This window comes from Methylobacterium sp. C25, from assembly GCF_021352225.1.
Lineage (GTDB): Bacteria > Pseudomonadota > Alphaproteobacteria > Rhizobiales > Beijerinckiaceae > Methylobacterium.
The window spans coordinates 462,762-475,131 of the sequence record NZ_JAAUVI010000002.1 but is presented as its reverse complement, the minus strand read 5'-3'; the positions used below and the strand labels follow the sequence as shown (position 1 = coordinate 475,131).

The 12,370-nt window shown below is 65.0% G+C and carries 11 protein-coding genes; 9 read left to right on the top strand and 2 right to left on the bottom strand.

Annotation, left to right across the window (positions count from 1 at the left end):
• Positions 1 to 58 precede the first annotated feature (58 nt).
• The 8 genes from rpsA to HCU64_RS08570 all read left to right on the top strand — a co-directional run bounded on the left by rpsA (position 59) and on the right by HCU64_RS08570 (position 9,442).
• The gene (gene rpsA / locus HCU64_RS08605; protein ID WP_233383414.1) at positions 59 to 1,774 is read left to right on the top strand and encodes a 30S ribosomal protein S1; all 1,716 of its coding nucleotides are present in this window, start codon (positions 59 to 61) and stop codon (positions 1,772 to 1,774) included.
• 419 nt (positions 1,775 to 2,193) lie between these two features.
• Positions 2,194 to 3,165, top strand: a complete 972-nt coding sequence (gene sppA / locus HCU64_RS08600; RefSeq protein WP_233383413.1) for a signal peptide peptidase SppA — start codon at positions 2,194 to 2,196, stop codon at positions 3,163 to 3,165.
• A gap of 42 nt (positions 3,166 to 3,207) precedes the next feature.
• Positions 3,208 to 3,525: an integration host factor subunit beta gene (locus HCU64_RS08595; protein WP_183504198.1), complete on the top strand. Its 318-nt coding sequence runs from the start codon at positions 3,208 to 3,210 to the stop codon at positions 3,523 to 3,525.
• A gap of 37 nt (positions 3,526 to 3,562) precedes the next feature.
• The gene (locus HCU64_RS08590) at positions 3,563 to 3,913 is read left to right on the top strand and encodes a lipopolysaccharide assembly protein LapA domain-containing protein (RefSeq protein WP_233383412.1); all 351 of its coding nucleotides are present in this window, start codon (positions 3,563 to 3,565) and stop codon (positions 3,911 to 3,913) included.
• 22 nt (positions 3,914 to 3,935) lie between these two features.
• Positions 3,936 to 4,580: a phosphoribosylanthranilate isomerase gene (locus tag HCU64_RS08585; RefSeq protein WP_233383411.1), complete on the top strand. Its 645-nt coding sequence runs from the start codon at positions 3,936 to 3,938 to the stop codon at positions 4,578 to 4,580.
• 84 nt (positions 4,581 to 4,664) lie between these two features.
• Positions 4,665 to 5,675, top strand: coding sequence for a fumarylacetoacetate hydrolase family protein (locus HCU64_RS08580; RefSeq protein ID WP_233383410.1), 1,011 nt, complete (start codon positions 4,665 to 4,667; stop codon positions 5,673 to 5,675).
• A 139-nt stretch (positions 5,676 to 5,814) separates the two neighbouring features.
• Positions 5,815 to 7,062: a tryptophan synthase subunit beta gene (gene trpB / locus HCU64_RS08575; RefSeq protein WP_233383409.1), complete on the top strand. Its 1,248-nt coding sequence runs from the start codon at positions 5,815 to 5,817 to the stop codon at positions 7,060 to 7,062.
• 325 nt (positions 7,063 to 7,387) lie between these two features.
• Positions 7,388 to 9,442 (top strand): methyl-accepting chemotaxis protein, encoded by a 2,055-nt coding sequence (locus HCU64_RS08570; protein ID WP_233383408.1) that lies wholly within the window; start codon positions 7,388 to 7,390, stop codon positions 9,440 to 9,442.
• A gap of 158 nt (positions 9,443 to 9,600) precedes the next feature.
• Here HCU64_RS08570 and HCU64_RS08565 read toward each other — a convergent pair whose 3' ends face one another.
• Positions 9,601 to 10,416, bottom strand: coding sequence for a Crp/Fnr family transcriptional regulator (locus tag HCU64_RS08565; RefSeq protein WP_233383407.1), 816 nt, complete (start codon positions 10,414 to 10,416; stop codon positions 9,601 to 9,603).
• Positions 10,417 to 10,586: 170 nt separating this feature from the next.
• Positions 10,587 to 11,450, bottom strand: coding sequence for a glycoside hydrolase family 25 protein (locus tag HCU64_RS08560; RefSeq protein ID WP_233383406.1), 864 nt, complete (start codon positions 11,448 to 11,450; stop codon positions 10,587 to 10,589).
• Positions 11,451 to 11,639: 189 nt separating this feature from the next.
• On the opposite strand from HCU64_RS08560, the gene HCU64_RS08555 reads away from it, so the two are divergent.
• A complete protein-coding gene (locus HCU64_RS08555) occupies positions 11,640 to 12,083 on the top strand; it encodes a DUF488 domain-containing protein (RefSeq protein ID WP_233383405.1) in 444 nt (147 codons plus the stop codon).
• Positions 12,084 to 12,370: the final 287 nt, after the last annotated feature.

Sequence of the window (12,370 nt, the reverse complement as noted above, 5' to 3'; positions counted from 1 at the left end):
TCTTCCGCAACACGAGCCGCCGACGCCGGCCTCCAGGAGAGGCCATTCAGGAGAGAGAATGTCTGCAGGTCTGAACGCGCGCGATACTGCGCCGAGCCGTGACGATTTCGCCGCGCTGCTCGAAGAGTCCTTCCTCGAGCACGAGATCACCGAGGGCTCGGTCGTCAAGGGCACCGTCGTCGGCATCGAGAAGGATGTCGCCGTCATCGATATCGGCGCGAAGACGGAGGGCCGCGTCGCCCTCAAGGAATTCCAGGGCCCCGGCCGCGAAGGCGAGCTGAAGGTCGGCGATGTCGTCGAGGTTTACGTCGACCGCATCGAGAACGCACTCGGCGAAGCCGTCATCTCGCGCGACAAGGCCCGCCGCGAGGAGAGCTGGGTCAAGCTCGAGAAGTCGTTCGAGGCCAATGAGCGTGTCACCGGCACGATCTTCAACCAGGTCAAGGGCGGTTACACCGTGGACCTCGACGGCGCCGTGGCGTTCCTGCCGCGCTCGCAGGTCGACATCCGCCCCGTGCGCGACGTGACCCCGCTGCTCGGCACGCCGCAGCCCTTCCAGATCCTCAAGATGGATCGCCGCCGCGGCAACATCGTTGTCTCGCGCCGGACCGTGCTCGAAGAGAGCCGCGCCGAGCAGCGTAGCGAGCTGGTGGCCAACCTCGAAGAGGGTCAGGTCATAGACGGCGTCGTCAAGAACATCACCGAGTACGGCGCCTTCGTCGATCTCGGCGGCATCGACGGTCTGCTGCACGTCACCGACATGGCATGGCGCCGCGTGAACCACCCGTCCGAGGTCGTACAGATCGGCGCGACGGTGAAGGTCAAGATCATCAAGATCAACCACGAGACCCACCGCATCTCGCTCGGCATCAAGCAGCTGCTCGCCGATCCGTGGGAGGGCATCGCCCAGCGCTACCCGGTCGACGCCAAGCTCAAGGGCCGTGTGACCAACATCACTGATTACGGCGCCTTCGTGGAGCTGGAGCCGGGCATCGAGGGCCTGATCCACGTCTCCGAGATGAGCTGGACCAAGAAGAACGTCCACCCCGGCAAGATCGTCTCCACCTCGCAGGAAGTGGAAGTGCAGATCCTCGAGGTCGATCCGGTCAAGCGCCGCATCTCGCTCGGTCTCAAGCAGACCCTGCAGAATCCTTGGGAAGCCTTCGCCGAGAAGCACCCTGTCGGGTCCGAGGTCGAGGGCGAGGTCAAGAACAAGACCGAGTTCGGCTTGTTCATTGGCCTTGAGGGCGACGTCGACGGCATGGTCCATCTCTCGGACCTCGACTGGCAGCGCCCCGGCGAGCAGGTCATCGAGGAGTTCAAGAAGGGCGATATGGTCAAGGCGCAGGTTCTCGACGTCGACGTCGAGAAAGAGCGCATCTCGCTCGGCATAAAGCAGGTCGGCGGCGATCCGATGGCCGAGGCCGGCGACCTCAAGAAGGGTCAGATCGTGACCTGCGAGGTCCTCGAGGTGAAGGATTCGGGTCTCGAGGTGAAGATCGTCGACACCGAGTTGACGACCTTCATTCGTCGCGCCGAACTCGCCCGCGACCGCGGCGACCAGCGTCCCGAGCGTTTCGCTGCCGGCGAGAAGTTCGACGCCCGCGTGATCCAGTTCGACCGCAAGGCACGTCGCGTTCAGGTCTCCATCAAGGCGCTCGAAGTCGCCGAGGAGAAGGAGGCGATGGCCCAGTTTGGCTCCGCCGATTCTGGTGCGTCGCTCGGCGACATCCTTGGCGCTGCCTTCAACAAGAAGAAGGGCGACGACGAGTAAGATCGTCTCGCTCTGAAAAAGCCCCGGGAGCGCTTGGTCGCTCCCGGGGCTTTTTTGTTTTGAGGGCAACCCTCCGCAGTCACGCCAATCACCGCATCACGCGCTCCTCCATCACAACGACGTGCGAGCCGGGGATCGCGAGCCCCTTGCTCACGCGGCATTGCGAGGTCTAGAACACGGCACAGTCGCACGCCGACAGCCGTGAGCCTATTCGGATCAAGGACTTGCCTCTTGCGGCAGGTCTGTGCGTCCTTCAAAAAGACCGAGTGCAAAGCGCGGCTTCCCATGGAATCCTCGCGATCGACGAGTCGATAATTCACCGGCTCCGGATGCTTGGCGATCCGCCCCTTTCGGCGGCGCGAGGAGACGGAGCGAGAACCGGCCCGCCGAGGCCGGCGGGCGAGGGAGTGAGCTGCCGCATGGCTGCAGACGCCGAAGTTCTCATTGATCGCCGGCGCCTGCGCCGCAAGCTGAGCCTCTGGCGGGTGCTCGGTATCGGCGGTCTGATCGTGGCGGTGGGCGCCATCGGTTATCGCGCACGAGCCGGCTCGGAGCTGTTCGGGCTCAGTGCAGCGCCGAGCCAGATTGCCCGTATATCAATCGGTGGCTTCATCGCTGGTAGCGAGTCCACGTCCAACCTGATCAAGCGCGTCGGCGAGGCGAGTGCGGTAAAGGGCGTCGTCGTCTCGATATCCTCTCCCGGCGGCACCACCACCGGCTCGGAGGAGCTGTACCGCAATCTGCGTGCGCTCGCAGAGAAGAAGCCGATCGTGGCCTTCGTAGACGGCACGGCGGCGTCAGGCGCCTACATCACCGCTATCGCCGCCGATCACATCGTCGCCCGCGAGACCTCGCTCGTCGGCTCGATCGGCGTGCTGTTCCAGTATCCGGAAGTCTCAGGCCTTCTCGACAAGGTCGGCGTCAAGATGGAATCGATCAAGTCGTCGCCACTCAAGGCTGAGCCGTCCGGCTTCACACCCACGTCGCCCGAGGCCAAAGCTGCGCTCGCGTCGGTGGTGTCCGACACCTATGGCTGGTTTAAGGGACTGGTGGCCGAGCGGCGGCACATGAGTGACGACGAACTCGCCAAGGTCGCCGACGGCCGCGTCTTTTCCGGCCGCCAGAGCGTGCCGCTCAAGCTCGTGGACGAACTCGGCGCCGAGCGCCAGGCGGTCGCGTGGCTGGAGAAGGAGAAGGGAGTCGCCAAGGACCTCCCCGTGAAGGACTGGAAGCCGACCTCGGGGAGCGGCTTCAAGCTGTGGTCCGCCTTAGGCTCAAGCGCCGCCTTGGTCGGCCTCGACGACCTCGCCGGACGGCTTCGCGCCATCGGCTCGGAGGCGGAGAGCTATGCCGGCGGAGGCCTGCTCGTGCTCTGGCGCCCAGCGCCCTGACCACGACCTCTCGCTCCCATTCGGACTTCGGAAGACCGACGCATGATCAAATCGGAACTCGTGCTCAAGATCGCCGAGCAGAACCCGCATCTCTATCAGCGCGACGTCGAGACGCTCGTCAACGCGATCCTCGATACCATCGCCGACGCATTGGCCCGTGGCGACCGGGTCGAGCTGCGTGGCTTCGGAGCCTTCTCGGTGAAGCGCCGCGAGGCCCGGCGCGGACGCAACCCCCGCACGGGCGAGCCCGTTGCCGTGTCCGAGAAGGCGATCCCCGTGTTCAAGACGGGTAAGGAAATGCGCCTTCGACTCAATCAGGCGGGGATCGGCGAGGAGACCGGAGCAGCAGCGGCCGGCTGAGCCCGACCCCGCCGAGCTATCGCGCCGGAGATTTGAGATGATCCGCTTTCTGAAAGCCCTCGTGCTGCTGCCCGTGGCCATCATCGTGGTCCTGCTCGCCGTAGCTAACCGCGAGAGTGTCACGCTGTCCTTCGACCCATTTTCGCCCGAGCCGGCCTTCAGCGTCGTGCTGCCGCTCTACGCGATCGTGTTCGCGGCGGTGGCACTCGGCATCCTCGTCGGCGGCATCGGCTCCTGGCTCGGCCAGGGCAAGACCCGGGCAAGCGCCCGCCATCATCGCAGGGAGCGCGAGAAGCTGGAGCGCGAAACGGCGCAGCTCCGCACCTTCCCGCCGGACGGTAGCAGCCCCGCCTACGGCACCGCTGCCGCTCTCCCGGCGCCACGCTGATCCAGCACCGGCCCTTCCCATCGTGCCCTCGATTGCGGTCAAGATTTGCGGGCTGAGCACCGAACCGACGCTCGACGCGGCACTTGACGCTGGCGCCGATCTCGTCGGCTTCGTCCATTTTGCAAAAAGCCCTCGTCACGTTTCACTCGAACGCGCTGGCGTGCTCTCGCGCCGGGCCCAGGGCCGGGCGCAGCGTGTCGTGCTTCTCGTTGATCCGAACGACGCGCTCGTCACCGCGGCCGTCGTGGCGATTGGCCTGGATATGATCCAGTTGCACGGACAAGAAAGCCCAGAGCGCGTCGCCGAGATCCGTCGCCTGTCCGGTCTCCCAGTGATGAAAGCCATTGGCGTCGCCACGAGCGCAGACTTGGCGCAGGTACGAGCCTACGCAGCGTTTGCAGACCGTATTCTCCTCGACGCCAAGCCGCCGAAGGATGCTGCGCTGCCGGGCGGAAATGGGCAGTCTTTCGACTGGGGCCTGATCACACCCGGCACGCTGCCCGACGGTTGGATGCTTTCCGGCGGCCTGACACCAGACACTGTCGCAGACGCCTTGATGCGCACAGGCGCAACGGCCGTCGATGTCTCCTCCGGCGTCGAGGTCCGGCCCGGCCAGAAGGATCCGGCCGCCATCGCGGCCTTCATCGAGGCTGTTCGCAGCCGATGAATTCTGCGTGAGACGGATCGTCTCCGGCCCCGCCTGTTCGGAGCCCCGTGTTATGGGATTCTGAATACAAGACGGGAGGGTGCCATGAGCGATCGTCGTGATTTTCTCAAGCTGGCAGGCGGACTCGCGATGGTGACTGGGACTGGGGCCGCACAGGCCGTCGAGAAAGCTGCGGCAATGGCCGCGAGCTTCACGATGCCGCGCAATCTGACTCTGTTGAACCTGCGCCGAGAGGGAGGCTACGGCCTTGGCGTGAAGACGCAGTCCGGCGTCCTCGACGTGACCGCGGCCGGTCGCGCCCTCGGCATGGCCTGTCCGGCGGACATGGATGATCTGCTGCAGAACGGGAAGGGCGAGCAACTCACCGCCCTGGTCAAGGCGGCCGCCGAGAAGGCGCCTCAGGCGCATCTCCTGACGGAGGCCGAGATTGCCTACGCGCCGCTCGTCACGCGGCCGGAAAAGATCATCATGATGGGCTTCAACTACAAGCACCATGCCGAGGAGACCGGAACGCCAATCCCGAAGAACCCGCCGCTCTTCAATAAGTACAATAACGCACTCAACCACCACGGCGGAACGATCAGGCTGCCGACGGCGGCGGCCAAGGAATTCGACTACGAGACCGAATTGGTCATCGTGTTCGGCCGCGAGTGCCGCGATGTCTCGGAAGCCGATGCCCTCGACTATGTGGCAGGCTACGCGACCGGCAATGACTTCTCGGCCCGCGATCTGCAGACGCTGACCTCGCAGTTCATGATCGGCAAGACCTCGGACGGCTTTGCGCCGCTCGGCCCCTACCTCGTCACGGCCGACCTCGTGAAGGATCCGAACAATCTGCGGCTCGAGACCCGAGTCAACGGCGTCCAGCGGCAGGACTGGAACACCAACGACATGATCTTCAATTGCCGGCAGCTCATCAGCTTCGCGTCGAAGATCATGACCATCAAGCCGGGTGACATCTTCTACACGGGCACCCCGCAGGGCGTGATTTTCGGCGAGAAGAAGCCGCGCGCCGAGCGCCAATGGCTCAAGGCCGGCGACGAGATCGCCTGCAGCCTGGAGGGATTGGGCGAGCTGAAGTTCAAGCTGACCTGACGAACCACGCCTGACCGTCATTCCAGCCGCACAAGGCGGGTTGCAACGGCGACCCGCTTCGCCGCATGGTCCGCGTGACTTGGCCCGGCTCGCAAGAGCAGCGGGCTACAATGCGTTTCACGATCGACAGAGACAGCCCGTGACCGTCGCCCCTGAACCCAACAGCTTCCGCACCGGCCCGGACGAGCGGGGCCGCTTCGGCATTTTCGGCGGCCGCTTCGTCGCCGAAACGCTGATGCCGCTGATCCTCGACCTCGAGAAGGCGTATGAAGCGGCGAAGGCCGACCCGTCCTTCAAGGCGGACATGGAGAACTACGGCACTCACTATATTGGCCGGCCGAGCCCGCTCTATTACGCAGAGCGGCTGACCGAGCACCTGCGTGCCGGCGCGCCGGAAGGGCAGGGCGCCAAAATCTATTTCAAGCGCGAGGAGCTGAATCACACCGGCTCGCACAAGGTGAACAACGTGCTCGGCCAGATCCTGCTGGCACGCCGCATGGGCAAGCCGCGGGTCATCGCCGAGACCGGAGCCGGCCAGCACGGCGTGGCTACCGCGACGCTCTGCGCGCGCTTCGGACTGAAATGCGTGGTCTACATGGGCGCCGTCGATGTCGAGCGGCAGGCTCCCAACGTGTTCCGCATGAAGATGCTCGGCGCCGAGGTGATCCCGGTTCAATCGGGCACCAAGACGCTCAAGGACGCGATGAACGAGGCCCTGCGCGACTGGGTCACCAATGTCGCCGACACGTTCTATTGCATCGGTACGGTGGCCGGCCCGCACCCCTATCCAGCCATGGTGCGAGACTTCCAATCGATCATCGGCCGCGAGACCAAAGAACAGATGCTGGCGCTCGAAGGCCGGCTGCCGAACTCGCTCGTCGCCTGCATCGGCGGCGGCTCGAACGCCATGGGGCTGTTCCACCCCTTCCTCGACGACCGCGAAGTCGAGATCTTCGGGGTCGAAGCAGCCGGGCACGGTATCCCGAGCGGCTTGCATGCGGCCTCGCTCTCGGGCGGCAAGCCGGGGGTGCTACATGGCAACCGTACCTATCTCCTGATGAACGAGGACGGACAGATCGCCGACGCCCACTCGATCTCGGCGGGCCTCGACTATCCCGGCATCGGCCCCGAGCACGCCTTCCTGCACGAGGCCGGCCGCGTGACCTACCTCTCGGCGACCGACGCGGAGACGCTGAAAGCGTTCAAGCTGTGCTCGTCGCTCGAGGGCATCATCCCGGCCCTGGAGCCGGCCCATGCGTTGGCACGGGTCATCGAGTTGGCGCCGCAGCGGCCGAATGATCATCTGATGGTCCTCAACCTCTCGGGGCGCGGGGACAAGGACATCCCGCAGGTATCGGAGATCTTTGCGAAGTCCGGAGGCGCGTGAAGGTCGGCCTGATCAGCGTGAGCGTGAGTGGAAGTACTGGCGTGTTTCAGCTCGACAGCAGCTCCGATACGGCGCGACTTTACTGAGGTGGGAGCGGCGCGCTAACTTTCGAAGGTCTGTGGATCATGCACAACGACCGAAGCGCCTGAGACCCTTATCAGAGACCGACGGCTAAGACTTAAGCCAAAGCATTAAAAAGCGGCTATATCTGCTTAAAATTAGAGCATCCGCGCAGCCCATAGGTTAATGTCGATCATCCAGCGGAAACTCTTTTTTCACTGGCACGGGTCAACTTCGAGCAACTTCTGAAAGCTCAGGTTTACCCATGCCCGGCGGCCTTTTTTCGTCCCTGCGCAGTCGCATCGTCGCGGTCGCATTGATCCCCTGTCTTGCCTTCGCGGCAGTCGCGATGCTGGCGGTGCTCGATCGGATGGCGCAAGGCCGCGAGATGAGCCGGCTCGAAGGTCTCGTGACTCTGTCGGGTACCATCAGCGCCTTCGTCCATGAGGCACAGAAAGAGCGCGGTGCCTCGAGTCTCTTCCTGGGCTCGAAGGGTACGCAGTTCGCGCCCGAGCTAGCAGCGCAGCGCAAGCTTCTCGACACAACACGCGAGCCGATGAGCCGCGGCCTCGATGCCGCGGACGAGCAGCGGATCGGGGACGGCTTCGCGAGCAAGATCGCAGCGTTGCGCATGTCCGTCGGCAAGATAGAGCCACACCGCAAAGCGGTCGATGGTCTGGGTCCGACCGCGCCGCAGAACAACGCGCTTTATACGGGGGTCATCAACGACGCGCTGAACGTCGTGCGCGAGGTCTCGCGGGTGGCGTCGGACCCGGCGATCGGCGCGAGGGTCTCGGCCTATTCAGCCTTCCTCTCGCTCAAAGAGTTTGCAGGCCAAGAGCGCGCGGCTGCCTCCGCGATCCTCGCCTCCGGCACGCTCGATCTCGCCGGTCTCAAAAGGGTGAACGGTCTGGCCGCCAACCAGATGACCTTCGAGGAGCTGTTTCGACTCGGGAGCCCGACTGCGCACGCTGCTGCCCTCGACGCCGCCAAGGGCTCCGAAGCTGCGCGCGAGGTCACCCGGATCCGCGGCATGATTCTCGATACCGTTCCCGGCCAGCCGCTCGCCTTCACCGACGCCAAGGGCTGGTTCAAGCTCGCGACACAGCGCATCGACGGTCTCAAAACGATCGAAGATCAACTGACCCACGGACTCGCTGACGCGGCCAGCGGGGTCCGTACCCGGGCCGAGAACGCGGTCTGGATGTGGGGCGTTGCAGGTGTCACCACGCTTGCGCTCTCGGCGCTCCTCGCCTTCGGACTTGGCTCAGCGATTGCCCGCCCGCTCGCCCGCATGGCGGAGGTGCTGACCGCGATCGGCCGCGGCAAGACCGACGTGGAGATCGCGACCAAGGGGCCGAACGAGGTGCGCGCTATCGCCGCCGCCGCCGTAGAGTTCCGCGACAGCGTCGTCGAGCGCCAGCGCAGTCGTGAGGCGCAGCAGCGGATAACCGCCGAGCAGGCCGCTGGTCAGCGCGCCGCTATGATGGGCGTGGCCGACAGTTTCGAGGCACGTGTCGGCGGAATCGTCGAGGCGGTCTCAGCGGCTTCGCACCAGCTCGAGGCCGCGGCCAGAGCCATGAGCTCGACCGCCGGAGAGACTTCCCATCGCAGTACCGCCGTGGCCGAGGCCTCAGAGCAGGCCGCGCGTCACTCAGACACCGTCGCGGCTGCGACCGAGGAACTCTCCGCCTCGATACGCGAGATCGCGACACAGGTCAGCGCCTCGGCGGATGCCGCAGGTATCGCCGAGCGCGACGCCGCCCGCATGACCGAGGAGGTCGAGCGCCTCGCCAGCGCAGCCGGCAGCATCGGCCGCATCGTCGGGCTGATCTCGGAGATCGCCGGCCAGACAAATCTGCTCGCTCTCAACGCTACCATCGAAGCGGCGCGGGCAGGGGAGGCCGGCCGCGGCTTTTCGGTCGTGGCTGCAGAGGTGAAAAACCTAGCCAACCAGACAGCCAAGGCTACCGAGGAGATCGCTGCGCGCGTCGGCGAGATCACGTCTTCGACCGAAGCGTCGGTCAGCGGCATCACCGGCATCACCGCGAGGATCCAGAGCTTGTCGCGGATCTCCGCCGACATCGCCTCGGCCGTCGAGGAGCAGGGCGCAGCCACCGGCGAGATCGCGCGGACGACGGCGGACACCTCGCGCGGCGCCCGCCTGGTCTCCGAGAACATCGCAGGCTTGGCGGAAGCCGCGAATTCGACCAGCGCAGGTTCGGCGCAGGTGCTCAGTGCTGCGAGCGACCTTGCTCGGCAGGCCGAGGCACTTCGCTCGGAGATCGGCGGTTTCCTGGCGACGGTACGGGCCGCCTGACTCCGATCACCTCGGTGCCCTCCTCGCCGTTCCAGGGCGGCGAGGAGGCGGGGTCTGCGCAGAAACGACGGGACCGCTCGATCTCGAGCCACCCCGACGACAGGCCTCTTCCCATAAGGGAGAGCACACCCTGAGACCCTGGTCGGATCGCTGTGTCGCTACCGGTCAATGCCCTCGGCGACCGTCACGATCGGCCCGCGGCGCGGCCGCTTGGGAAGCGGCGGCGGCTCGAAGGCGACGAAGCGGCCCGTGGGCCCGTAGACGGCGCCGAGCACGGTATCGAAGTGACGCCTGACGCATTCGTGGCACTCGCAGGCCGCCTTCTCCATCGCCGGTCGCGCGACGATGGTGATACGGCCGCGCCCGATCTCAATCAGGCCATTCATCTGCAGCGTACGCAGAATGCGGGTCAGGTAGGTTCGCTGGACGCCGAGCATTGCGGCGAGCAGTTCCTGTGTCACCGGCAGGACGTCGGAGCCAATCCGATCCTGCAGCGTCATCAGCCAACGAAGGCACCGCGACTCGATCGGATGCAAGGCGTTGCAGGCCACTGACTGCAGGACCTGTGCTAGCAGGCAATCGGCATAGCGGCTGAAGAGATTGCGAACCGGCTCCGAAACGCGCTTCGCCTCCTGGAGGCGGGCTGAGTCGATGCGTAGAGCCGGCCCGCCGAGCTGGGTAACGGCGTGGGTTGAAGCCGGCAGGCCGCCGGCGCTGACGATGCCGCCGACGGCACCCTCGCGTCCGATCGTCGCCGTCTCGGCGCTGCGACCATCCAGCATCGTGATGAGCAGGGTGACGACCGTCCGCTCGCACGGGAAAGTGATGTAGGAGATTTCGCCGCCTGCCGCGAAGACTGTCTCGCCGCGGTTGAACTCGATCGGCTCAAGATAGGGCTCAAGCAGGGCGCGGTCCGCGCTGCGCAAGGCCTTGAGCAGCAGGTTGGCTTCAATGAGCTCGGCCGTTGCAGACATTCGCCACACAATGTTCACGGTTCGTCTGCGCCGACACGTAGCGCATTCGAGACATGAGCGTCTGTACGCTAGTAGACCTTGAGCGCAGTTTCGAACGTGATGCCAGACGGCTCGATAAAAAGAGTTATCGAGAAACTACGGCGCTTCGAGCCGGCGAGGCCAGCCCGCAATCACTTGTCGGTGCAGAGACCTTGGCGCGACAACCGAGGGTGCTCGCGTGGATCGCAATCCGTCGAGAGGAAGGATGCCCACTCGGCCGGCGTCCCATAGAAGGCGTTGCGGTCAACGTTGCCTTGCACGCCCGGTACCCGGCCGGTCGAGGTGAACTGCCAGAGCATCCACTTGCGGTTGGCAAAGCGCTGCTCGGGCTCGGCCGCGGTTGAGCGCAGCCAGTGCGGGTAATCGGGCAGTTCGTCCTCGAGCACGTCCTTATGGAAGGTGATGTCCGTGTAAATGATGGGCCGCTTGCCGGTATACCGCTCCATTTCGGCGAGCATGTAGCGGATCATTCCGAGCGCTTCTGCCTTCGGTAGCTTTTTCGGGCAGCTCTGTGAGTGGCCGTTCCACTCCACGTCCAGCACCGGCGGCAGGGCAGTCGGGTCGTTCGGGACGTTGCGCTTGAACCAAGCCATCTGCTCCTCGGGGGAGCGACACCAGTAGACGAAGTGATAGGCTCCACGTGGCACGCCGGCTGCGCCGGCGCCGTCCCAGTTTGCGCGGAACCGGTCGTCGACGTGATCGCCGCCCTCGGTCGCCTTGATGAAGACGAACTGGGTGCCTGCGCCCTTCACCGAGGCCCAGTCCACCGGGCCCTGCCACTTGGAAATGTCGATGCCCTGGATGGGATGCTGCTTGGCTTTTGCCACGCCTGGATGAGGCTTCGCGTCACCCTTGGTCGGGTAATAGGTGAAAGTGTCGCCGGCGCAGGCTGCCAGACCTGTCAGGAGCGCGGCGGCAGTGGCACGACCGATCCAGCGACGGAGACCGCCTTTGCGCGAAGCAGACGCGAGGAAGGTCCCGCATTCGAAAGACATCGACGCCCCCGCTCGACCTTGGCCGCGCAACTAATATGGGTAATCGATGCCCTAGACGCGGTTAACGGAGTTTTGACGGCAACCGAACAGTTTCTCGACACCAGTGGCGGAACAGCCACATGCCGGCGGCATCGGGTGCCGCCGGCACCATCAACATCTTGAGACTTCTGGCGTTTCGTTGAGGACGATATGGCCAAGATCCTGTTTACCATCGGCTACGAAGGCCTTGATCCCGAGAGGCTGACCGGCGCGCTCAAGGACGCGGGTGTGGCCCGGCTCGTCGACGTGCGAGCCGTCGCTAACTCACGCAAGCGCGGATTCTCCAAGGGCGCGCTGAAGACGAGTCTCGAGGAAGCTGGCCTCGGCTACGATCATCTTCGCGGCCTGGGAACGCCGAAAGCCGGGCGCCAGGCGGCCCGCGCGCACGACGCGGCTCTGATGCGCAAAATCTACTGCGAGGAGGTGCTCGACACTGCCGATGGCGGCCTCGCCCTCGACACACTCGCTGAGCTGGCGGGCACGTCACCAATCTGCCTGCTCTGCTTCGAGCGTGATCCCGCACTTTGCCACCGCAGAATACTGACCGAGCGGCTGGCCGCGAAAGGCTTCACAACGGTGGATCTGTTCGGCTGAGCCGGGGAATCCGGAGCGCTACCAGTAACCGCCGCATTGGCGGTTAGCGTCGCTGATTGCGACCCACTGGGCTCCGCAGGCCAGGGTAACACCCAGCACCAGCAAGCCAGCAATGGCGGTAAGCGCGACCATTCCTCAGCCTCGCCGATTCACGGTGAATGAAGCGTTAAGCCGCGTAGTAGCCTGCGTCGTCGGGAGATCGCACGACGACAGGACCCTCTCCAGCGGATTCATAAATTCTTTTTACCGAACGCCAGCCCGGGAGAAAATTCACCGCGCGCCAGGTA

What these genes read in the sequence shown, in the direction of transcription:
- rpsA (WP_233383414.1), top strand. Translation starts at nt 59, where the DNA reads ATGTCTGCAGGTCTGAACGCGCGCGATACTGCGCCGAGCCGTGACGAT.
- sppA (WP_233383413.1), top strand. Translation starts at nt 2,194, where the DNA reads ATGGCTGCAGACGCCGAAGTTCTCATTGATCGCCGGCGCCTGCGCCGC.
- HCU64_RS08595 (WP_183504198.1), top strand. Translation starts at nt 3,208, where the DNA reads ATGATCAAATCGGAACTCGTGCTCAAGATCGCCGAGCAGAACCCGCAT.
- HCU64_RS08590 (WP_233383412.1), top strand. Translation starts at nt 3,563, where the DNA reads ATGATCCGCTTTCTGAAAGCCCTCGTGCTGCTGCCCGTGGCCATCATC.
- HCU64_RS08580 (WP_233383410.1), top strand. Translation starts at nt 4,665, where the DNA reads ATGAGCGATCGTCGTGATTTTCTCAAGCTGGCAGGCGGACTCGCGATG.
- HCU64_RS08570 (WP_233383408.1), top strand. Translation starts at nt 7,388, where the DNA reads ATGCCCGGCGGCCTTTTTTCGTCCCTGCGCAGTCGCATCGTCGCGGTC.
- HCU64_RS08565 (WP_233383407.1), bottom strand. Translation starts at nt 10,416, where the DNA reads ATGTCTGCAACGGCCGAGCTCATTGAAGCCAACCTGCTGCTCAAGGCC.
- HCU64_RS08560 (WP_233383406.1), bottom strand. Translation starts at nt 11,450, where the DNA reads ATGTCTTTCGAATGCGGGACCTTCCTCGCGTCTGCTTCGCGCAAAGGC.
- HCU64_RS08555 (WP_233383405.1), top strand. Translation starts at nt 11,640, where the DNA reads ATGGCCAAGATCCTGTTTACCATCGGCTACGAAGGCCTTGATCCCGAG.